At 31.0% G+C, this 21,212-nt stretch carries 22 protein-coding genes; 12 read left to right on the forward strand and 10 right to left on the reverse strand.

What is annotated here, in order from left to right:
* Nucleotides 1–118 precede the first annotated feature (118 nt).
* From AJN64_RS07735 to AJN64_RS07745, 3 genes are all read left to right on the forward strand, one after another.
* A complete protein-coding gene (locus tag AJN64_RS07735) occupies nt 119–904 on the forward strand; it encodes a sulfite exporter TauE/SafE family protein (RefSeq protein WP_002854334.1) in 786 nt (261 codons plus the stop codon).
* A 72-nt stretch (nt 905–976) separates the two neighbouring features.
* Entirely contained in the window at nt 977–3,802 is a 2,826-nt protein-coding gene (gene uvrA, locus AJN64_RS07740) for an excinuclease ABC subunit UvrA (protein ID WP_002876915.1), read from the forward strand.
* A 4-nt stretch (nt 3,803–3,806) separates the two neighbouring features.
* Nucleotides 3,807–4,250, forward strand: a complete 444-nt coding sequence (locus tag AJN64_RS07745; RefSeq protein WP_002866650.1) for a YqaA family protein — start codon at nt 3,807–3,809, stop codon at nt 4,248–4,250.
* On the opposite strand, the gene AJN64_RS07750 is transcribed toward AJN64_RS07745, so the two are convergent.
* Both AJN64_RS07750 and AJN64_RS07755 read right to left on the reverse strand, forming a co-directional pair.
* A complete protein-coding gene (locus AJN64_RS07750) occupies nt 4,206–5,213 on the reverse strand; it encodes a nucleoside hydrolase (protein ID WP_002866651.1) in 1,008 nt (335 codons plus the stop codon). The two genes, AJN64_RS07745 and AJN64_RS07750, sit on opposite strands and share 45 nt — an antisense overlap.
* Nucleotides 5,210–6,571 (reverse strand): MFS transporter, encoded by a 1,362-nt coding sequence (locus tag AJN64_RS07755; RefSeq protein WP_002866652.1) that lies wholly within the window; start codon nt 6,569–6,571, stop codon nt 5,210–5,212. Before AJN64_RS07755 ends, AJN64_RS07750 begins: the two co-directional genes overlap by 4 nt.
* 160 nt (nt 6,572–6,731) lie before the next feature.
* Here AJN64_RS07755 and polA point away from each other — a divergent pair, with 160 nt between their 5' ends.
* Genes polA through motB form a run of 3 tightly spaced genes read left to right on the forward strand, consistent with a single transcriptional unit; the run spans nt 6,732 to nt 10,909 of the window.
* Entirely contained in the window at nt 6,732–9,371 is a 2,640-nt protein-coding gene (gene polA / locus AJN64_RS07760; protein ID WP_002854726.1) for a DNA polymerase I, read from the forward strand.
* Between the two features lie 15 nt (nt 9,372–9,386).
* Nucleotides 9,387–10,163 (forward strand): flagellar motor stator protein MotA, encoded by a 777-nt coding sequence (gene motA / locus AJN64_RS07765; RefSeq protein ID WP_070292852.1) that lies wholly within the window; start codon nt 9,387–9,389, stop codon nt 10,161–10,163.
* A 2-nt stretch (nt 10,164–10,165) separates the two neighbouring features.
* On the forward strand, nt 10,166–10,909 hold the full coding sequence (motB, locus tag AJN64_RS07770; protein ID WP_070292853.1) for a flagellar motor protein MotB: 744 nt from the start codon (nt 10,166–10,168) through the stop codon (nt 10,907–10,909).
* A 5-nt stretch (nt 10,910–10,914) separates the two neighbouring features.
* Here the strand turns inward: motB and flhB are convergent, their stop codons facing one another.
* Nucleotides 10,915–12,003 (reverse strand): flagellar biosynthesis protein FlhB, encoded by a 1,089-nt coding sequence (flhB, locus tag AJN64_RS07775; RefSeq protein WP_002857279.1) that lies wholly within the window; start codon nt 12,001–12,003, stop codon nt 10,915–10,917.
* 118 nt (nt 12,004–12,121) lie between these two features.
* Nucleotides 12,122–12,718 carry a peroxiredoxin gene (locus AJN64_RS07780; protein WP_002854219.1) on the reverse strand — a complete coding sequence of 199 codons (597 nt, stop codon included), beginning with the start codon at nt 12,716–12,718 and terminating at the stop codon, nt 12,122–12,124.
* Between the two features lie 205 nt (nt 12,719–12,923).
* On the opposite strand from AJN64_RS07780, the gene AJN64_RS07785 reads away from it, so the two are divergent.
* The 6 genes from AJN64_RS07785 to AJN64_RS07810 all read left to right on the forward strand — a co-directional run bounded on the left by AJN64_RS07785 (nt 12,924) and on the right by AJN64_RS07810 (nt 16,217).
* Complete coding sequence (locus tag AJN64_RS07785; RefSeq protein ID WP_002854354.1) at nt 12,924–13,208, forward strand: DUF362 domain-containing protein; 285 nt, start codon at nt 12,924–12,926, stop codon at nt 13,206–13,208.
* 112 nt (nt 13,209–13,320) lie between these two features.
* Nucleotides 13,321–13,734, forward strand: a complete 414-nt coding sequence (gene ndk / locus AJN64_RS07790) for a nucleoside-diphosphate kinase (protein WP_002859435.1) — start codon at nt 13,321–13,323, stop codon at nt 13,732–13,734.
* Entirely contained in the window at nt 13,735–14,088 is a 354-nt protein-coding gene (locus AJN64_RS07795; protein ID WP_070292854.1) for a hypothetical protein, read from the forward strand.
* A gap of 23 nt (nt 14,089–14,111) precedes the next feature.
* Entirely contained in the window at nt 14,112–14,258 is a 147-nt protein-coding gene (gene rpmF, locus AJN64_RS07800; RefSeq protein WP_002858674.1) for a 50S ribosomal protein L32, read from the forward strand.
* Between the two features lie 5 nt (nt 14,259–14,263).
* A complete protein-coding gene (gene plsX / locus AJN64_RS07805; RefSeq protein ID WP_044778468.1) occupies nt 14,264–15,250 on the forward strand; it encodes a phosphate acyltransferase PlsX in 987 nt (328 codons plus the stop codon).
* A complete protein-coding gene (locus tag AJN64_RS07810; RefSeq protein WP_044778553.1) occupies nt 15,243–16,217 on the forward strand; it encodes a beta-ketoacyl-ACP synthase III in 975 nt (324 codons plus the stop codon). Before plsX ends, AJN64_RS07810 begins: the two co-directional genes overlap by 8 nt.
* On the opposite strand, the gene AJN64_RS07815 is transcribed toward AJN64_RS07810, so the two are convergent.
* The 6 genes from AJN64_RS07815 to perR are packed head-to-tail and all read right to left on the reverse strand — an operon-like array spanning nt 16,214 to nt 21,169.
* Nucleotides 16,214–16,564, reverse strand: a complete 351-nt coding sequence (locus AJN64_RS07815) for a RidA family protein (protein ID WP_002854323.1) — start codon at nt 16,562–16,564, stop codon at nt 16,214–16,216. The genes AJN64_RS07810 and AJN64_RS07815 overlap by 4 nt on opposite strands.
* A complete protein-coding gene (gene serC, locus AJN64_RS07820; protein WP_044778466.1) occupies nt 16,561–17,637 on the reverse strand; it encodes a phosphoserine transaminase in 1,077 nt (358 codons plus the stop codon). The genes AJN64_RS07815 and serC overlap by 4 nt, the downstream gene beginning before the upstream one ends.
* 9 nt (nt 17,638–17,646) lie before the next feature.
* A complete protein-coding gene (xseA, locus tag AJN64_RS07825) occupies nt 17,647–18,810 on the reverse strand; it encodes an exodeoxyribonuclease VII large subunit (RefSeq protein ID WP_053872709.1) in 1,164 nt (387 codons plus the stop codon).
* On the reverse strand, nt 18,807–19,514 hold the full coding sequence (gene ubiE, locus AJN64_RS07830) for a bifunctional demethylmenaquinone methyltransferase/2-methoxy-6-polyprenyl-1,4-benzoquinol methylase UbiE (protein ID WP_002872421.1): 708 nt from the start codon (nt 19,512–19,514) through the stop codon (nt 18,807–18,809). Before ubiE ends, xseA begins: the two co-directional genes overlap by 4 nt.
* A gap of 2 nt (nt 19,515–19,516) precedes the next feature.
* A complete protein-coding gene (locus tag AJN64_RS07835) occupies nt 19,517–20,713 on the reverse strand; it encodes a hypothetical protein (protein WP_002880500.1) in 1,197 nt (398 codons plus the stop codon).
* 45 nt (nt 20,714–20,758) lie between these two features.
* Nucleotides 20,759–21,169: a peroxide-responsive transcriptional repressor PerR gene (gene perR / locus AJN64_RS07840; RefSeq protein WP_002861102.1), complete on the reverse strand. Its 411-nt coding sequence runs from the start codon at nt 21,167–21,169 to the stop codon at nt 20,759–20,761.
* Between the last annotated feature and the right edge of the window lie 43 nt (nt 21,170–21,212).

Here is a 21,212-nt window from a genome sequence, read left to right on the forward strand (position 1 = left end):
TACGATGCTTAAAGTTACCAAAAAATATTCTATTGTTATAAAAAACTAAGATAATACTTAGCTTAATAAGATAAAATTATTCCGTATTTGAAATATTTAATATTTTTTAGGAAAAGCTATGGAAATCACAGATTTACCTTATCTAATCATAGGAATCATTTCAGGTATTGCTTCTGGACTTTTTGGCATTGGTGGAGGTATGATTATCGTTCCTTCTATGTTCGCACTTGGAGCAAGTGCTCACCATGCTATCGGAATTTCAGTATTGCAAATGATTTTTGCAGCAGTTTTTGGCTCTTATATTAATTATAAGAAAAAAAATCTAAATCTTAAAGATGGTATTATGATAGGTTTTGGAGGACTCATAGGGGCAAGCTTTAGCGGAATGCTTTTAAAAGCTTTAAGTGATGTAGCTCTTACTAGCGTATTTTTGGCGGTAAGTTGTATATTTTTTATCAAATATGCTTTTGGAATTAAAGAAAACATTGTGCAAAATCAAAGAAGCGTTTGGGTAAAGAATGTCATTTTATTTATTGCTGGAGCTTTTACTGGTATTTTTGCTATTTCTTTGGGAATTGGTGGTGGACTTTTAATTGCTCCGATTTTAGCTTATTTTTTAGGCTATGATAGTAAAAAAGTTGTTTCTTTATCCTTGTTTTTTGTTATTTTTGCTTCAGTCTCTGGTATTATATCTTTTTCAAATTCTGGAGTTATAGACTCTGAAGTTATTCATAAAGGAATACTAGTAGGTATAGCTTCTATGGTTGGAGTTTTTATAGGAATTAAAATCATAGAAAAAATGCATATTTCAGCTCATAGAAAAATTTTACTTTGCGTATATGCCTTATCAATACTTGGAACCACCCACTCTTTACTTAATAAGCTAAATCTTATAAATTTTTAACTTGGATTTATCCAAGTTCTTTTAATATTATTATGCTAAAATCTTAAATTTATTTAATGTTTAGGAAAGACTATGAACGATACCATAAAAATCATTGGTGCAAGAGAAAATAACCTAAAAAATATCCACCTTGAAATTCCCAAAAACAAACTCATTGTTTTTACAGGACTGAGTGGGAGTGGAAAATCAACCCTTGCTTTTGGCACTCTTTATGCCGAAGGACAACGCCGTTATATAGAAAGTTTAAGTGCTTATGCCAGACAATTTTTAGATAAGGTAGGCAAACCTGATGTCGATAAAATCGAAGGTTTAACCCCAGCCATTGCTATAGATCAAAAAACCACTTCTAAAAACCCACGCTCTACTGTAGGAACCATCACTGAAATTTATGATTATCTAAGACTTTTATATGCAAGAGTGGGCATTCAACATTGTCATCAATGTGGACAAAAAATCTCATCTATGAGTGCAAGTGATATAGTCAGTGAAATTTTAAAATTTCCAAAAGGTGCAAAAATCATCATCTACGCTCCACTCATACGAGAAAAAAAAGGAACTTATGCAGATTTACTTGAAAATTTACGCAACAAAGGCTATGTAAGAGCTCAAATTGATGGAGTTTTAGTAAGACTTGATGAAGAAATTGAACTGGCCAAAACCAAAAAACACACCATTAAACTTGTCATAGATAGGCTTGAAATTCAAGAAGATTTACTTTCTCGTCTTGCAAGCGATATAGAAAAAGGCTTACAAGAAAGCTTTGGAGAAATAGAAATAGAAGTTTTAAATCATGAGGAAATAAACCTTAATAAACACTATCATTTTAGCGAACACTGCGCTTGTTTTGATTGTAAAATTTCCTTTGTTCCACTTGAACCTTTAAGCTTTTCTTTTAATTCTCCAAAAGGAGCATGCGAAGCTTGTGATGGACTTGGCATTCGTTATACTTTAGATATGAAAAAAATTATCGATGAAAATTTAAGCCTCGAAAATGGTGCTGTTAAAATCATGTATGGTTTTAACAAAAGTTATTATTATAAATTCCTAATCGCCTTTTGCGAACAAAATGAAATTCCTATCAAAATACCTTTTATGCAATTAAACGAAGAACAAAAACGTCTTGTATTGTATGGTAATGCCAAAACTATAGAATTTCTTTGGAAAAGAAATCGTCTAAAACGCACCTTTGAAGGCGTGGTTAAAATGGCTTATGAAATGCTAAAAGATGAAAAAGATTTAGCCGAATATATGAGTGAAAAAATTTGTAAAGACTGCGGTGGGCATCGTTTAAAACCCGAAAGTTTAGCCGTGAAAGTAGCCAAAAAAGGCTTGGGTGAAATTTTAGATATGAGCATAGAAGATAGTACGGCCTTTTTTGCAGATGAGAAAAATTTTTCCTATTTAAGCGAGCAACAAAAACTTATTTCTAAACCTATCCTAAAAGAAATCAACGAAAGATTGTTTTTCTTGTATGATGTGGGGCTAGGTTATCTTTCCTTAGGGCGCGATGCAAGAACGATTAGTGGGGGTGAAGCACAAAGAATCCGCATAGCTTCACAAATTGGCAGTGGTTTAAGTGGAGTGATGTATGTCTTAGATGAGCCTAGCATAGGACTTCATGAAAGAGATACTGCAAAACTGATTAAAACTTTAAGAAATTTACAACAAAAGGGCAATACCCTAATTGTCGTAGAGCATGATAAAATGACTATAGAAGAAGCAGATTTTATTGTAGATATTGGCCCAAAAGCAGGAAAATTTGGAGGTGAGGTTGTATTTAGTGGAACTTATAAAGAACTTTTAAAAAGCAAAAGCGAAACTGCACTTTATATGAATGGTAAAAAACAAATTTCACAACTTCAAAACAGAGCACAAAAAGAATGGCTTGAACTTAAAAATGTAAATATTAACAATATCCAAGATTTAAGCGTAAAATTTCCTTTACAAAATTTAGTCGCTATAACAGGAGTTTCAGGTTCTGGAAAAAGTTCTTTGATACTTCAAACCCTACTTCCTTTTGCACAAGAGGAATTAAACCGCGCTAAAAAAGTTAAAAAACTTGGTGGGGTGCAAATAGAAGGACTTGAAAAACTTGATAAAGTCATTTATCTTGATCAAAGCCCAATTGGACGCACACCACGTTCAAATCCTGCCACCTATACAGGTGCTATGGATGAAATCAGAAATCTTTTTGCCGCCACTAAAGAAGCTAAAATGCGTGGTTATAAAGCAGGACGCTTTTCTTTTAATGTTAAATGTGGAAGATGTGAGAAGTGTAGCGGAGATGGAGAAATCAAAATAGAAATGCATTTTTTACCTGATGTTATGGTAGTTTGTGATACTTGTCAGGGCAAACGCTACAATGATGCCACGCTAGAAATCAAATATAAAGGCAAAAATATCAGTGAAATTTTAAATATGAGTGTTTTAGAAGCGAGTGAATTTTTTACAGCCGTTCCTAAAATCAAGCAAAAATTAGACACTCTAGTAAAAGTGGGTTTAGACTATCTAACCCTAGGACAAAATGCCACCACCTTAAGTGGAGGTGAAGCACAAAGAATCAAACTTGCTAAAGAACTAAGCCGTAGCGATACAGGAAAAACGCTTTATATACTTGATGAACCTACAACAGGACTGCATTTTGAAGATGTCAATAAACTCATCTTAGTTTTACAACATTTGGTTGATCTTAAAAATTCGGTTTTTGTAATAGAGCATAATTTGGATGTGATTAAAAATGCTGATTATATCATCGATATGGGGCCTGAAGGCGGAGTTAAAGGTGGAAAAGTTATAAGCACAGGAAGCGTGGAAAAAGTCGCTAAAGAACACAAAAAAACCCGTTCTTACACAGGATATTATCTAGACTTAGAGCTTAAAAATACACAAAAATCATAATTTTATGTTTGATTTTTTATATAATGATATAAGTTATTTAGGACTTTTTATAGTGTGTTTTCTTTCAAGCACACTATTACCTTTGGCAAGCGAAGCCTTTGTTTTAGGCTTTATAAAACTTGATTTTAATCCAAATTTAGTGCTTATCGTAGCTACTTTGGGTAATACCTTAGGAAGTTTAAGTACTTATGGCTTGGCTTATCTTGGTAAGCAAAAAATTTTAGAAAAATACTTTAGCAAATCCTTGAAAAAATTAGAAAATTTCAATGCTAATTTTGCTAAATTTGGAAGTATATTTGCTTTTTTTACTTTTTTACCTTTGGTGGGAGATCTTTTTGCCTTGGGACTTGGTTTTGCGAAATATTCTTTTTTAAAAACTATATTTTTTATCTTACTTGGAAAATTAAGTCGTTATGCTTTCATAATTTTCATAGCAAACTCCTTTTAAAAGCCTCTCTTTTATAAGTTTTAAAAGCTTTGTATTATCTACATTTTTTAAAATTTTAACACAATTTTTAGTGCTTAAATCCACCCCCATACTCATTTTTGGCTCTTTAAAACAACGCCAACTCATACCTCTTGCCAAAGAACTATCGCAAATAACATCAGCATAACACTCATCAAAATCTGCAATACTAGAATCTAATGCGTAAGCTATCGTTAAAGCGTCATGTATCCAAGTTCCCTTTGTACCACGTGTTTTAGAAGCATAATCAATCCAAACACCTAAAGTTTCAACGATAAAATCACATAAAATATTCTTACCTTGCAACTCTTTTAAATCCTCGTGTGTTAATAAAGTCTGCATGGTTGCATTATAAGGCACGAGTGTAATTTTAGCTCTTGAATTTAACACTATACTAGCCGCCTCAGGATCGAAACCAAAATTTGTATCTTTAGTATAATAAGGCATATCAAAACTACCGCCCATAATAAAAAGCTCTTTAAGATTTATATCAAAATCTTTAAAAATTTTCATAGTCATAGCGATATTTGTCAAAGGTCCTATCGCACAAATAGAAATTTCTTTAGGATTTTTACTCACCAACTCACCCATTTTAAAAATCGCATCAGGATTTATATTTTCTAAAATTTCGGGACTTTTTATATTTTCCCAAAGATATTCAAGTTTAAAATTTTTTACACTTTCATCAAGTCTTTGACGCCAAGCTTTACTTGGTTCTTTTAGGGCTTCATTCGCTCCTAAATAAACAGGAATATTTAAATTTAAACGTTTAAATAAATCCTTAGCCACACTATAGGCAACAAGGCTTGGAACATTACCGCAAACCGTGCTTAGCATTTCAAGTTTGATTTCTTTAGATGCCAAAATCAAAGCAAGCGCTAAACCATCATCGGTATTTGCTCCTGCAATAGCATTGCCTATATCTGTGTCTAAGATAAGTCTCATATCGCATCTTCTATTTTATTTAAATCTCTACCTCTAGTTTCTGGCGCAAAAAATGTAGTCACAAAACCTATACCTGCAGTTAATACAAAATATGTCGCAATAGGCCACCAAGTGCCATAATACGCAAGCAAAGCAGAAGCCACCATAGGCGCTGTTCCTCCTGAAAGAATAGAACCTAGCTCCTTAGCAAAAGCCATTTTTGTATAACGGTTTTTTACCCCAAAAAGTTCTACACCCCAAGCCGCTTGTACACCAAAAATCCCTAAAGATGCTAAAGACATACCTACAATAATAGTTAAAATCACAATAATTTCATTTTTACTATCTAAAAGCATAAAAGCAGGAAAAGCATAAATCATCAAAAGTAAACAAAACATTCTATAAGTAATACGTCTTCCAAATCTATCACTTAAATAACCTGCCAAAGGAATAACCAAAAAACCCACCAATGAAGCTATCATCACTGCTGTAGTAGCTACTGATTTGTCTAAAAGTAAAATTTTAGTCACATAACCTACAATAAAACCTTGCGCAAGATAAGAAGGTCCATTTTCACCTATTCTTAAGCCCACCATAGTCCAAAAAGCACGACTTCTTTGCCAAAAACTTCTTTCATCTTTTTTCATATGCTTTTCGTTATTAAGACGCAATTTCATCATTTCATTTTTTTGCTTTTCAAAAACAGGGGTTTCTTTGACATGAAAACGAATATATACAGCAAAAAGAGCGATTAAAATACTTCCCATAAAAGGAACTCTCCAACCCCATTCTTTAAAACTTGCCTCATCCATTTGCACCATCAAAAGCCACACAAAAGACGCAAGTAAAGTTCCACTATTTGATCCTAAAGCAATCACAGAAGAAACAAGCCCTCTTCTCTTGCTAGGAGCATATTCTCCTAGCATAACTGTTCCACCTGAAAGTTCAGCTCCTGCACCAAAACCTTGCATAAAACGTAATATAACCAAACAAATAGGCGCCCAAACACCAATTACTGCATAACTTGGAATAAAACCTATGAGAGTAGTTGAAATTCCCATTAAAGCAACAGTACTCATCATAACATTTTTTCTTCCATGTTTATCACCTAAATAACCAAAAAACAAAGCCCCAATAGGTCTTGCAATAAAACCTATGCCATAAGTTACAAAACTAAGCAAAAGTGCGATTACTGGAGTTTGCTCAGGAAAAAATACTTCTGAAAAAATTGTTGCAGCTGCTAAACCATAAAGTGCAAAATCTGCATATTCCATAGCAGTTCCCAACCAGCAAGAAAAAACTGCCTTTTTAAAAACTTTCCTACCTTCAGGTGTATTAAAATTCTTATCCGCAATTCCATCAATTTGCTGATTTGTCATTACATTATCCTTATATTTTAATATATTTTTTTATAAATAATTTGTAATTATGGCTAAAAATTGCAGTGTTTTTGCTTAAAGATCTTAAATTGTAGACATTTTAAGCAAAATTTTGAAATAATACAGCTTAAAAATATATTTTATTAAAGAAGAAATTATTATGAAAACTTTAACTATTATCGATACTTTTGGATTTTTTTTCAGACTTTACTACGCATTAAAAGGTTTTAAAAATTCACAAGGACAAGCTAGTGGAATGATTAGCGGTTTTGCAAATTTTATTTATAGCTTAAAAAATGAACATAAAAGTGATTATATTGTTTTTGCATTAGACTCCAAAGGAAAAACTTTTCGTAGCGAAATTGATCCAAACTATAAACAAAATCGCACTCCACCACCACCTGAACTTCTAGAACAAATTCCAATTTGCATAGAGATGATAGAAAAAATGGGTTTTATAAGCGTTTCTCAAGAAGGTTATGAAGCCGATGATATCATCGCTTCTTTTGTAAGAACTTGTGAAGATAGGGATATTTTTGTACGCATTATCACTCAAGATAAAGATCTTTATCAACTCATAAAAGATGGTAAAACAAGCATTTACAGTCCTATTTCTAAAAACGACTATGATGAAGCAGCGTGTTTAGAAAAATACGGAGTAAAACCTCATCAAATCAGAGATTTTTTAGCTCTTTGCGGAGATAGTTCTGATAATATTCCAGGCGTTAAAGGTATAGGTGCAAAAGGGGCTAAAACCTTACTTGATGAATTTGGTAGTATAGAAGGAATTTATGAAAATTTAACCCTAGTACGCAACGAAAGAAGTCGTAATTTGCTTTTAGAGGGTAAGGAAAATGCATTTTTAAGCAAAAAATTAGCCTCTTTGTATGAAAATTTAGAAGTGCAAGATCTTATAGAAAAAGCAACTTATCCTGATGAAGAACCTCTTTTAAAAATACTTGAAATTTTAGAACATTACGAACTTAATACTTTGCTTAAAAAACTGCGTCAAAATCCTGATAATAAAGATAAAAATTTAGGTTTTAAAGCCACTTTAATACAAGATGAAAACAAACTTTTTGAAATTTTAAATACCCTTGATAAAGAAAGTATTATTGCTTTTGATACCGAAACCACAGGACTTGATACAAAAGAAGCAAAAATTGTTGGTTTTAGTTTTTGCATGAGTGAAAATGAAGCTTTTTACGTGCCTTTAACTCATAACTATCTTGGAGTAGGTGAGCAAATCTCATTGCAAAGCGCCAAAAAAGCTATAGAAGTAATCTTTAATCATTTTGTTATAGGACACAATCTCAAATATGATTTTAAAATCATTCAAAACAATTTTGGATTAAATTTACCTCAAAAATACGCAGATACAATGATTTTAGCATGGCTTAAAAATCCTTCTTTAAGAGTAAATATGGATGATTTAGCTTTAAGACTTTTTAATTATGAAACCTTACATTTTGAAAGCCTTGTTAAAAAAGGAGAAAATTTTGCAAGTGTAGAGCTTGAAAAAGCTTGCAAATATGCTGCGGAAGATGCTTATATCACTTTAAGATTTTATCTTTATTTTTTAAAAAATCTTGAAACTCCTTTGCTAGAACTTGCTAAAAACTGCGAATTTGATTTCATTAAAATCATTATGATGATGGAAGAAAATGGCATAAAGCTTGATACAAATGCACTTGAAATCCTTATGAAAAAATTTGAAAATGAAATCAAAAATTTAAGTGAAGAAATTTATACTCTTTGTGAGGATAGATTTAACCTAAACTCACCTAAACAAGTAGGTGATATACTTTTTGAAAAACTTAAACTTCCAAGTGGAAAAAAAGGAAAAACAGGATATTCTACCGATGAAAAAGTTTTAAATGCACTTTTAGATAAACATCCTGTAATTGCCAAAATTTTAGATTATAGAGAACTTGCCAAACTTTATTCCACTTATTGCGAACCTTTGTTAAAACTAGCGTTAAAAGATAAAAATTCACGCATTTATTCAAGTTTTTTACAGACTGGAACCGCTACAGGACGCCTTTCATCTAAAGATCCAAATTTGCAAAATATTCCTGCACACGGACAATACGCAAAAGATTATAAATCTTGCTTTGTAGCTAAAGATGGATTTAGTTTTATCTCTCTTGATTATTCTCAAATCGAACTGAGAATGCTTGCGCATTTTAGCGAAGATGAAAAACTTTTAAATGCTTTTGCTAACGATGAAGATATACATGCAAGAACAGCTATAATGATTTTTGGAGAAAGCAATTATGAAACCAGAAGTGTTGCAAAAAGTATAAATTTTGGACTTATTTATGGCATGGGCTATAAAACTTTAAGTCAAAATTTAAAAATAGAAGCTCATTTAGCCAAATCTTACATAGAAAAATATTTTGAAAATTTTACTAGTATTAAGAAATATTTTGAAACAGTTAAAAACAAAGCTAAACAAAATGGTTTTATCACTACTTTAAGCGGTCGCAAGCGTTATTTTGATTTTGAAAACGCAAAACCTATGCAAATTGCCATGTATGAAAGAGAAAGCATTAATTCAATCTTACAAGGCTCAGCAGCTGATGTAATCAAACTTGCAATGTTAGAAATCAACAAGGAATTAAATGAAGATAAAAAGCTTATTTTGCAAATTCACGATGAATTAATTTTTGAAGTAAAAGATGATTTATGTGAAAATTTTGTGAAAAAAACTAGAGATATTATGGAAAATATAGTAAAATTAAAAGTAAAATTAAAAACAAGCTCAAGTATCGCCAAAAATTGGGGCGATTTAAAATAATCAAGGAGATATTTAATGGATCTTTCAACCATACTGGGAATGGTGCTTGCAGTTACTAGTATTTCAGTAGGAGATATACTAGAAGGTGGTAATCCTTTACATGTTGTGCATCTTTCTTCCTTTCTTATAGTTATGCCAACGGCTGCATTTTGTGCAATGACTTCTACACATAAAAAAATTGTAAAAGCAGCTTATAAAGAACTCAAAGTTGTCTTTAAAGGTTCTGGAGTAAATCTACCTGAAAGGATAGCCCAGTTAATAGAATTTGCTATTATTGCAAGAAGAGATGGTCTTTTAGCGTTAGAATCAAGAACCAATGAGATTGAAAATGAATTTTTAAAAAATGCTATGATGATGCTTGTAGATGGTAAAAGCTTTGAAGAAATTCACGAAAGCATGGAAATACAAATCGAACAACTTGAAGAGCATTATAAAGAATGCGCAGAATATTGGATAGTATTTGGAGAAACTTGCCCTACTATGGGACTTGTTGGTGCGGTTTTTGGTCTTATTCTAGCTCTTAAATTACTAGATAATCCTCAGGCAATGGCAGCGGGTATTTCAGGTGCTTTTACAGCTACGGTTACTGGGATTTTTGGTGCTTATGCGCTTTTTGCCCCTTGGGGAAGAAAAATGAAAGCTAACGGAATGGATCTTGTAAAAGAGCAAATTGTCATCACTGAAGCCATAAAAGGAATTGCAGAAGGTGCGAACCCTAGAGATTTGGAAGCTAAGCTTTTTAATTTCTTAAGTCACGATGATCCAAAAATTTCACAATTTGATAAAGGTTAAAAATGGCCAAGAAACATAAATGTCCAGAATGTCCTGCAGGTGAAAAATGGGCTGTACCTTATGCAGACTTTCTAAGTTTGCTTTTGGCACTTTTTATTGCTCTTTGGGCAATTTCTAAAACAAATCCTGCTAAAGTAGAGGCTTTAAAAACTGAATTTGTTAAAATCTTTGATTACACCTCTACTCAAACAGTCAAAGAAGAGAGTAAAACTCAAGAAAAATATAAAGGCGCAGCAAAAGAAGAAAGTGATGAACTCAAATCATTAAAACAAATGACTATGACGCAGCAAGAAACTATCAAACGTCTTCAAGCGGCTCTAGATCAAAGCGACAATCAGGTTGCTCTTAACCTTCCATCTAAAGTTGAATTTGAAAGAGGTAGCGCTCAAATCGTTTCAGCTGATATACAAGATTATTTAAAACGTATGGCTGAACTAACAACATATTTGCCACCTCAAGCAAAAATAGAAATTAGAGGCTATACAGACAATAGCGACTCTATTATAAGAAGTTATGAACTCGCCTACCAAAGAGCGGAAAATGTATTAAAATATTTTATAGAAGGTGGAGCAAATTTAAAAAACATTAGCATTAAAAGCTACGGGCTTAATAATCCTATCAATGGAAATCCACAAGCTCTAGAAAATAATAGAGTAGAAATATATTTTAAAGTCGATACAGTAGATACAAGTACTCAAAAATCGGTTCTTGAGCTTATTAACAAAATAGAAACTAAAACACCTTAAAAGTTTTAGTTTCCTTTTTTTACTTGACCAGCTAAACGACTCTTATTATTTGTATTATAAACAAATCCTAGCACCTCAGCTACAGCTTTAAACATTTCCCTAGGAATAAGATCATTAACATCACAAGCTTTATAAAGCTCTCTTGCTAAAGGAGGATTTTCATAAACTACAACATTATTTTCATAGGCTACTTGTTTTATGCGAAGAGCGAGAAAATCCACTCCTTTGGCAACAACCCTAGGAGCTTGTTCTTTACTTGTATCATAACGAATAGCTACGGCATAATGCGTTGGGTTTGTGATCACCACATCCGCACCTGCAACATCTTGAACCATACGACGACGCGCAGCTTCCATTTGAAGTCTACGAATTCTACCTTTAACCTGAGGATCTCCTTCCATTTGTTTATACTCATCTTTTATTTCTTGTTTGCTCATACGCAAACCTTTAAAATACTGAAAACGCACCAAAAAAACATCTAAAACAGCAATAATTAAAAAAGCAACTATAACAATAGCTGCTAAAACAATAGCTCTGTCTCTTAGCCAAGTAAGCTGTGCAACCATAGTATAAAGCTCAACTCTTGGAAGCTCTTGCATAAATTTAAGTAAAACTATAAAAGCTATAGTAAAAACAATGCCCACTTTTAAAATAATTTTTATACTTTCAACAATTTTTTTCAATGAAAAAAGGTTTTTTAAACCTTTTAGAGGATTGATTTTTCCTAAATTTGGCATAATAGGTTTAGTTGTAAAAATAAAACCAAATTGCATAATATTTCCCAAAACCCCAGCAATCATAATACTTAAAACAATAGGCGCAAGAATAATTAAAACCTCAAAAATGCTTTTAATCATAATGGCTTGAATAATACGCAAATCAAATTCAACACCAATAAAACTTTGATAGTATCTATATAAATTTACAATTCTCTCGCCCATAAAACTCATCATAAATAAAGTTATAGTTACTCCAATTATCAAAGTTACAATAGCTGCCGCATCTTGAGACTTTGGAACATTACCTTCTTTACGCGCATCTTCTATCTTTTTGGACGTGGGTTCTTCTGTTTTTTCTTGATCTTCGCCTGCCATATTTTAGCCTAAGTAAAAATTTTAATATGTGTGTAAAATTATAGTAGAAAATTTATGAATTTCAATTAAAGAATAAAAATGAAGAAAAAGCCTCGTAAAGAGGCTTTATACTAAGAAATTAAAGTTTAGCTTCGTTTTTGCCAAGATATTCAGCCACGCCTTTAGGGTTAGCTTTCATACCTTCATCGCCCTTATTCCATCCTGCAGGACAAACTTCACCATGCTCATTTGTAAAAAGCATAGTATCAACCATTCTTAACATTTCATCTATATTTCTACCTAGTGGTAAATCATTAACCACAGCATGGCGAACTGTTCCATCAGCATCAAGCAAGAACGAACCACGAAGGGCAACTGCTTCTGCATAAAGTACATCAAAATTTCTAGCAATCTGCTTAGTTAAGTCAGCAACAAGCGGAAATTTAACCTGACCAATACCACCTTGATTTACTGGAGTATTTTTCCAAGCAAAATGTGAAAATTCATTATCTCCTGAAATTCCAATTACTTCAATGCCACGATTTTTAAATTCTTGATATCTTTTGTCAAAAGCTATAATTTCTGAAGGACAAACAAAAGTAAAATCTTTTGGATAAAAGAATACTACCGCTCCTTTTGGACCTATGTTTTTATAAAGATTAAAATCTTGAACAATTTCATTGTTTCCCAATACTGCTGGAGCAGTAAAATCTAAAGCTTTTTTAGTAACTATCATATTTTCTCCTAAATAATAAATTTTATTGATAACGAAATTATATCGTTTAAATCTTTATTTTTTTTTAAATATCTAAAATAATATTAAAAATTTAAGAAAGTTATAATTATTATCAAATAAGGTAAATTTTTGATTATCAAAATTTACATTATTTAAGAATTTTATGCTAAAATCTTTTAAATCTTAATATTAAAAAGGAGAAAAAATGGCTGTAAAAATTACAGATATATGTATTGCTTGTGGTTCTTGTATTGATGAGTGTCCAGTGAGTGCTATCGTTGATGATGCTAACAATCCAGAAGGTGAAGATAGATATTATGTTTATGCAAACAAATGCGTTGAATGCGTAGGACATAATGATCAACCAGCTTGTGCTAGTGCTTGCCCAACAGATGGATGTATAGTTTGGAGTGCTGTAGAATCAGGACAACCAAGTCGTGATAATATTGGCGCTGATATGAGAAGTGGGGACACTCCAGTTTTTGCATAATTTTAAAAAATTAAAAAGCTAGAGATTCCTAGCTTTTTCTTTTAATTTAACTTTCTTTAAACAAATTCAAGTATAATTTTAAGCTTTATTAAAATAAGGAGTTATTACAAAGATGGAAAAAACTTTATCTATAATTAAACCTGATGCTGTTAAAAAAGGTGTTATAGGAAAAATTTTAGATCGTTTTGAAAGCAATGGATTAAGAATCGCTGCAATGAAAAAAGTTCAACTTAGTAAAGAACAAGCTGAAAATTTTTATGCTGTTCATAAAGAAAGACCTTTTTTTAAAGACTTGGTTGAATTTATGATTAGCGGTCCTGTTGTTGTTTCTGTGCTAGAAGGAGAAGGTGCTGTATTAAAAAATAGAGATTTAATGGGAGCGACAAATCCTAAAGAAGCTAAAGCAGGAACAATTAGAGCCGATTTTGCTGAGAGTATTGATGCTAATGCTGTTCATGGAAGTGACAGCTTGGAAAATGCAAAAATAGAAATTGAATTTTTCTTTAAACCAAACGAAATTTGCTAAATGAAAATCCCTTTTTCTAAGATTAACATAAAGGAATATCCTTTTAAACTTAATCTTGAAAATATGATTTTTGAGGGAAATTTAGTAAAAATAAATCCTAAGCTTGTTAAAATAAATGCTATTATGCAAGGTTTTATCTATAGACCTTGTGATAGTTGTGGAACTGAGTTAGAACTTGAAATTAAAGAAAATTTAGAACTTTTTGCAAGTGATGGTATTTTTAAAGATGAAGCAAACGAATTGAGCAATACTATAGAATTTTTCGATGGACATATTGATTTAATAGAAGTTGCTATCAGCGAGCTTGAAGCTTATTTAAGTGATTATTTTTATTGCATAAATTGCAATAATTAATTAAATTTTATAAAGGAGAAAAAATGGCAGTACCAAAGAGAAGAGTGAGCAAAACTCGTGCAGCTAAACGCAGAACTCACTATAAAGTTAGTCTTCCTATGCCTATAAAAGACAAAGATGGAAGCTACAAAATGCCTCACCGTGCGAATCCAACAACTAAGGAATATTAAAATCAATGATTAACATTGCCATTGATGCAATGGGTGGTGATTTTGGAGAAAAACCCATTATAGAAGGCGTTTTAAAGGCGCTAGAAGCAAAACCTTTTAACGCTATCTTAGTGGGAAATTCTAAAATTCTAAAACCTTTAATACCAAAAAAATTAGAGCAATATATACAATACGAAGAATCTAGTGAAATTTTTTCGATGAATGAAAATGCCACAGATGCTTTAAAAAATAAAGAAACAACCATTTATAAAGCTATTAATTTATTAAAAGAAAAAAAAGTAGATGCTGTAGTTTCAGCGGGTCATAGTGGAGCAAGTATGTCTTTGGCTACCTTAAGGCTTGGAAGACTTAAAGGTATTTCAAGACCTGCTATTGCCACTTTAATGCCAAATATCGTTAACAAAACTTTACTTTTGGATGTTGGAGCTAATACAGATTGTAAAGCTGAAAATTTATTTCAATTTGCCATAATGGGTGAAGTTTATGCTAAAGAAATTATGCAAATTCAAAAACCACGCCTTGCTTTACTTTCTAATGGCGAAGAAGAATGCAAAGGTAATGAACTTACCAAAGAAAGTCATCAGCTTATGAAAAAAATTCCAAATTTTATAGGTAATGCTGAAGGTAGAGATATTTTCAATGGTGAAATAGATGTTTTAATCTGCGATGGTTTTGATGGAAATGTTATCTTAAAGGCTTGTGAAGGTGTGGCAACAGCAATTTTTCAACTTTTAAAAAATGAAGTAAAGCAATCTTTTATTTCTAAAATAGGTGCTTTACTTATGAAGCCATCTTTTAAAAAATTAAAAAAACACATAGATTGGCAAGAATATGGCGGAGCACCCCTTCTTGGAGTTAATGGTTGTGTGATTATAAGTCATGGAAAAAGTGATTCTAGGGCTATTAAAAATGCAATTTTTCAAGCTATAAATTTTAGCCAGTCTCATATCAATGAACTTATAGAAAATGAACTTGGGAAATACAATGCTTAAAGCCAGTCTTAAAAGTATAGCTTCTTATATTCCAGAAAAAATTTTAAGCAATGCTAATCTTGAAAAGATGGTAGATACCACCGATGAATGGATCACTAGACGCACAGGCATTAAAGAAAGACGTATTGCTGGTGAAAATGAGAATACTAGCGATTTGGGTACAAAAGCTGCATTAAAAGCCATAGAAAGAGCAAATTTAAAACCTGAAGATATTGATGCAATTCTTGTGGCCACTTTAAGTCCTGATTATTTTACTATGCCTTCAACAGCTTGTAAAATTGCTTCAAATTTAGGACTTGTAAATATTAGTGCTTTTGATATTTCAGCAGCTTGTTCTGGTTTTATCTATTTGCTTGAACAAGCTAAAGCCTTAATAGAAAGTGGTTTGAAAAAAAATGTTTTAATCGTAGGAGCTGAAAAAACAAGTTCAATTATGGATTACAATGACAGAAGCATTTGCATACTCTTTGGAGATGGTGCGGGTGCTGGAGTTGTAAGTTTGGACAATGAAAATCATATCCTTGATGTACATACTGCAAGCAATGGTAATTATGGAGATCTTTTAATGACTCAAAGATCGCAAAAATCAAGCCTATGTCAAACACTTTCTATGCAAATGAGAGGCAATGAAGTTTTTAAAATAGCAGTAAACACGCTTAGCAATGATGTTGTAGAAATTTTAGCTAAAAATAACATTTTAGCACAAGAAATTGATCTTTTTATTCCTCATCAAGCTAATCTACGCATCATTAAAGCCGTCCAAGAAAAACTCAATCTAAGTGATGAAAAATGTGTGATTACCGTACAAAAATATGGCAATACTTCAGCTGCTTCTATACCTATGGCAATGAATGATGCCTATGAAGAAGGTCGACTTAAAAAAGGAGATCTAATCTTACTGGATGCTTTTGGTGGTGGTTTTACTTGGGGATCTGCGCTTTTAAAATTTGGAGGGGAGAATTTTTAATTCTCTCTTAGCTTTCCAAAAGCTTGAATTTCTACCAAATAACCCTCTGCTAAAGCACTTCCTACACAAGCTCTAACAGGTTTAGGATAATTTTTAATCCAAGCATCATAAATTTCATTCATTGCATCAAAATCTTGCATATTAGCTAACCAGATTTGAATTTGAATCAAATCTCCTTTGTTTGCGCCTATTTTTTCAAACAAAGCATCAAGTTCTGCAAGCGCTTCTTTAGTTTGTTTTTTAATATCTCCGCTAGGTTCAAAAGCCACTTGTCCTGCAGTCTTAAAATATTTATCAAAAACAATAATTTGCGACATTCTATCGCACTCATCAAAACGCTTTATCATGCATATTTTCCTTGAAATTCTTTCATAAATTCACACAAGGTTTTTACCTGATCCAAATTAAGCGCATTATAAATACTTGCACGAATTCCCCCTAAAATTCTATGTCCTTTAAGTCCTATCATTCCAGCTTCTTCGGCTTCCTTTACAAAAAGAGGCTCTAAATCTTTATTTTTAGCAATATTAAAACTCACATTCATTAAAGATCTATCCTTTTTATCTGCATGTCCTTTATAAAATCCATTACTTAAATCAATACACTCATAAAGCATAGCAGCTTTTTGAGAATTTTTCTCATGTACTTTATCAAGTCCGCCTTGATTTAAAAGCCAATCCATTTCAAGATTAAACATATAAATAGCAAAGGTTGGAGGCGTGTTAAACAAGGACTGATTCTCAGCATGAGTCAAATAATTTAACATGCTAGGAATTTGTTTATTTTTAGATCTTTCTAACATATCTTTACGGATAAAAATACAACTTAAACCCGAAATTCCAGCATTTTTTTGCACTCCGCCATAAAAAAGAGCAATATTTGAAAAATCTACTTTTCTAGAAAAAAAATCACTCGATGCATCCACAATCAAAGGAGTTTTACTTTTGGGATAATTTTGATATTGAGTGCCGTAAATAGTATTGTTAGAACAAATATAAGCATAATCAGCATTATCGCTAAATTCCACTCTAGGAATATGATTAAAATTACTTTCCTCGCTACTTGCTACAGTTTTAACATTGACACCTAAAATTTGTGCTTCTTTAATCGCTTTTTTTGTCCAAACTCCTGTATTTGCATATTCACAAACCCCATTTAAAGCTAAATTCATAGGAATCATAGCAAATTGCAAACTTGCTCCACCTTGTAAAAATAATACTTCATAATCATCATTTAACCCGTAAAGTTTTTTAGCTTTCTCTTGTGCTCCAAAATGCACTTCTTCAAATACTTTTGTGCGGTGAGAAATTTCCATTATAGAATAACCCCTACCCTGATAATCACAGAATTCTTTTTGAGCTTGCTCTAAAATTTCTAAAGGTAAAGTCGATGGCCCTGCACTGAAATTGATTTTTCTCATAATTTATCCTTATAAAATTTTTGCTTCTTTTTGAGAAGTTTGAGAACTTAAAATAACGATATCATCACTCTTAAGATCTTCTAAATTTGCTATTTTACCATTTTTTGTGATACAAATAAACTTTTTGCTTTTATTAAAAAAATTCTCATGTTGCAAATAAGCATTTTGCAATTTATCTAATTTTAATTCATTATAACGCATTTGATTTGCCAGTAGATGATTTAATTGCTTTTCTATATTATGGCTTTGTTTTATTTTTTCATCTATTATTTTTGGCAAAGAATTAAATTTGAAAAATTTGCTTAAATTTAAAAGCAAATTTTCATAATTTTGTATTTTATGATTCCAAAGTTGCATTAATTTTTCTTCCATTAAATCCAAACTTTGTTCTATATCTAACTTAGAATAAAACAAAGTATCTATAGCAGCTGAGGGCGTTGGAGCTCTAAAATCTGCAACAAAATCACTAATAACATAATCAATCTCATGTCCTATGGCTGAAATGATAGGAGTTTTTGCTTTAAAAATCTCTCTTGCTAAATTTTCATCATTAAAACAAAAAAGATCTTCCCTGCTTCCTCCACCACGTGCTATAATAAGAACATCTAAATCCATATCATCGGCTTTTTTTAAAGCTTGTATAAGAGAAAAAGGAGCATTATTTCCTTGAGTTAAAGCATCAAAAATATAAATTTTTGCCAAAAAATATTCTTTTTGATGAATAAGTTTTAACATATCTTGCAAAGCAGCAGAAGTTTTTGAAGTGATAATGCCTACTTTTTTAGGAAATTTTGGCAAAGATTTTTTAAAGCGTGGATCAAAAAGTCCTTCTTTTTGCAAACGCTCTTTTAAAGCCAAAAACTGTGCTTCTAAATCCCCAAAACCTGCTTTTTTCATACTAGTAGCGATAAATTGATAACGACCGCTTTCAGGATATAAACTCACACTTCCACAAAGCTCTAAAAAATCCCCCACCGCTGGTTTAAACCCGACTTTTAAATTAGCTCCTTTAAACATAGCACAAGCAATGCTTGATCTTTCATCTTTTAAATCAAAATACCAATGCCCTGAACCATGCAAAGTAATTTTTGAAATTTCTCCACTTAAAACTATATTATCAAAATGTGTTTCTAATAAAGCCTTTGCTTTAAGATTTAATTCTGTTGGTGTCATAGTTTTTTTGCTATAAACATTGAACTCACGCCAAAGCTAAAACTTTTATAATCAAGCATTTCAAAACCAGCATTTTTAAGTTCTAAGATGAATTCTTCCTTACTTAAAAATCCTTCAATAGAGTTTGGCAAATACTCATAAGCACTTTTATTTTTACTGATTATCCCACCTATACTTGGTAAAATATTTTTAAGATAAAAATCTCTACAAGCTGCTATAAATCCACCCTTTTCTCTTTTTGTAAATTCCAAAACTACCAAAATACCATCTTTTTGAAGTACTCTAGCAAATTCACTTAAGGCTTTTTGTCTTTCTACAACATTGCGAATGCCATAACTAATGCTTAAAATATCTAAACTTTGACTTTCTAAAGGTAAATTTTGCGCCCCTGCTTCTATAAATTCGACATTTGGAAATTTTTCTTTTGCAACATTTAGCATGCCACTACTTGGATCAATACCTTTAATATTTAAAATATTTTTTTCCATTTTTAAAGCACTCTCTTGCCAAATCTCTATCATATCCCCTGTGCCACAGGCAATATCAGCGATTTTTAAATCTTTTTTTAAATACAAACTCATCACTCTTTGACAAGCTTTTTTGCGCCACGCTACATCAGCTCCAAAGCTTAAAATTCTATTCGCCTTATCATAAGTAGGTGCAATTTGATTAAACATTTCTATAATTTTTTCTTGTTTTTGCATTTTTATCCTTTGTAAATTTTCAAATTTTTACTTGATTTTTTAAGCAATTTGCAAAATTTATTTTTATTATTGATTATTTTCGAAAAAATATTTTTATCTCTATCTTTGCAATATTTTTCATAAAGTTTGTTTAAATTTTTTATCTCTAAAAAACGATAAAAATATTCTAAAAATATTGCCAATTCAAAAAAACTATTTTCAAAAAGCTCTAAATCAAAATTTTTTAGTATATTTTTTCTAAATAAAATAATTTTTTTTCTAAGTTCTAACGCAACAAGTTGTTTAAAAAACCTATCTTTGCAATCGCCTTCATAAAAAGAATTTTCCTTTATGAAAAAATCAAAATCATTAAACAAATCTTGGATTTTTTCATCGCTTAAAAATAGCAATAAATCTTGATTTGAATTTTCACTTGCTAAAATATCTTGAGTTTTTTTCGTTATATCTTTAAACTTTAAAGCCAAAATATTACTCAAATTTTTATCTAAAATAGTATTCATGCTTGATAAAACTATATACAAACTTCTTGAATAAAATAAAAATTCACATAAACTTTGCTTATCTTTTCTCTCTAAAGATAAAGTCCAATAAAATTTTAATTTTTTAAATAAATAAAATAAAAAAATCCTAAATCCATCATAAGCATTAATATAATTTGGAAAATCCAAGCTAAAATTCTGATTTTTTTCTATAATTTTAAAACATTTCTCTATATCAAACTTTTGATATTCAAAACCATATAAAACGATATGTTTAGAATTTAAATCATGATGTAATTCTTTTTGAATTTTAAAATCTTTAGGGATTTTAAATTCATTGGAACTATCCAACGTTGGAAAAAATATTTTTAAAATACAAATTTTAGGCTCTTCATAAATATCAATATAACTTTTTAAAGAACACAATTTAAATTCGAAGCGTTCTTTTTTAATGCTCTTTCCTATAATCTTTTTTCGAGCTTTTTCAAATTTTTTTTTAGAAATTTTCTCTTCTTGATTCTGTTCTAAAATTGAATTATTAAATTTTGTAATTTTATAAAATTCATTGCAAAAACTTTGAAATTTAACACTATGATTTGAAGTTATTTGAGTATAAAAAGTTTCAAATTTAGAATTTCGAAAAGGTATATTATCTTTTTTTAAATTCTCTAAAAGAGTGCAATCAGATAGTAAAAAGTTTTTTTGAATTTCATAAACCATTAAAATAACCCTTAAAATATATGGGCTATTTTAACCTTATTTTGCTTAATGACACTTTTTACAACTATCAACATAAGCACAAACGGACAGATGATTGACGAGATTGCCTATCTTTTTTTCTAAATGCTCTTGATATTCATAAAGCTTAGCATCTTTAAAACTTAAATCCTCTATACCACCACATTTGGCGCAAACTACATGAATATGTTCTTCTTCATAAATATCGTAACAAGTTTTTTGATTTAAAACATTGATTTCAACAACTAAACCTTGTTCTTGTAAAGTATTAAGATTTTTATAAACCGTCGCTAAAGAGATTGAAGGGTATTCTTTTTTAATTTCTGCATATAATTCATCAATATTAGGATGCTCATGTCTTTTTAAAATTTTTAAAACACATAGTCTTTGCGGAGTAGCTTTTAACTCATGTTTTTTAAGCATTTGTAGTAATTCCATTGTATTTATTCCTTGCTTTTTTAAGTGGAAATAATAATAAAAT

It is taken from the genome of Campylobacter sp. BCW_4332, assembly GCF_001763175.1.
In the GTDB taxonomy this organism is placed as follows: domain Bacteria; phylum Campylobacterota; class Campylobacteria; order Campylobacterales; family Campylobacteraceae; genus Campylobacter_D; species Campylobacter_D jejuni.

Bases quoted from the DNA above. Each gene is read 5' to 3' on its own strand.
- AJN64_RS07735 (WP_002854334.1), top strand. From the start codon at position 119: ATGGAAATCACAGATTTACCTTATCTAATCATAGGAATCATTTCAGGT.
- uvrA (WP_002876915.1), top strand. From the start codon at position 977: ATGAACGATACCATAAAAATCATTGGTGCAAGAGAAAATAACCTAAAA.
- AJN64_RS07745 (WP_002866650.1), top strand. From the start codon at position 3,807: ATGTTTGATTTTTTATATAATGATATAAGTTATTTAGGACTTTTTATA.
- AJN64_RS07750 (WP_002866651.1), bottom strand. From the start codon at position 5,213: ATGAGACTTATCTTAGACACAGATATAGGCAATGCTATTGCAGGAGCA.
- AJN64_RS07755 (WP_002866652.1), bottom strand. From the start codon at position 6,571: ATGACAAATCAGCAAATTGATGGAATTGCGGATAAGAATTTTAATACA.
- polA (WP_002854726.1), top strand. From the start codon at position 6,732: ATGAAAACTTTAACTATTATCGATACTTTTGGATTTTTTTTCAGACTT.
- motA (WP_070292852.1), top strand. From the start codon at position 9,387: ATGGATCTTTCAACCATACTGGGAATGGTGCTTGCAGTTACTAGTATT.
- motB (WP_070292853.1), top strand. From the start codon at position 10,166: ATGGCCAAGAAACATAAATGTCCAGAATGTCCTGCAGGTGAAAAATGG.
- flhB (WP_002857279.1), bottom strand. From the start codon at position 12,003: ATGGCAGGCGAAGATCAAGAAAAAACAGAAGAACCCACGTCCAAAAAG.
- AJN64_RS07780 (WP_002854219.1), bottom strand. From the start codon at position 12,718: ATGATAGTTACTAAAAAAGCTTTAGATTTTACTGCTCCAGCAGTATTG.
- AJN64_RS07785 (WP_002854354.1), top strand. From the start codon at position 12,924: ATGGCTGTAAAAATTACAGATATATGTATTGCTTGTGGTTCTTGTATT.
- ndk (WP_002859435.1), top strand. From the start codon at position 13,321: ATGGAAAAAACTTTATCTATAATTAAACCTGATGCTGTTAAAAAAGGT.
- AJN64_RS07795 (WP_070292854.1), top strand. From the start codon at position 13,735: ATGAAAATCCCTTTTTCTAAGATTAACATAAAGGAATATCCTTTTAAA.
- rpmF (WP_002858674.1), top strand. From the start codon at position 14,112: ATGGCAGTACCAAAGAGAAGAGTGAGCAAAACTCGTGCAGCTAAACGC.
- plsX (WP_044778468.1), top strand. From the start codon at position 14,264: ATGATTAACATTGCCATTGATGCAATGGGTGGTGATTTTGGAGAAAAA.
- AJN64_RS07810 (WP_044778553.1), top strand. From the start codon at position 15,243: ATGCTTAAAGCCAGTCTTAAAAGTATAGCTTCTTATATTCCAGAAAAA.
- AJN64_RS07815 (WP_002854323.1), bottom strand. From the start codon at position 16,564: ATGATAAAGCGTTTTGATGAGTGCGATAGAATGTCGCAAATTATTGTT.
- serC (WP_044778466.1), bottom strand. From the start codon at position 17,637: ATGAGAAAAATCAATTTCAGTGCAGGGCCATCGACTTTACCTTTAGAA.
- xseA (WP_053872709.1), bottom strand. From the start codon at position 18,810: ATGACACCAACAGAATTAAATCTTAAAGCAAAGGCTTTATTAGAAACA.
- ubiE (WP_002872421.1), bottom strand. From the start codon at position 19,514: ATGCAAAAACAAGAAAAAATTATAGAAATGTTTAATCAAATTGCACCT.
- AJN64_RS07835 (WP_002880500.1), bottom strand. From the start codon at position 20,713: ATGGTTTATGAAATTCAAAAAAACTTTTTACTATCTGATTGCACTCTT.
- perR (WP_002861102.1), bottom strand. From the start codon at position 21,169: ATGGAATTACTACAAATGCTTAAAAAACATGAGTTAAAAGCTACTCCG.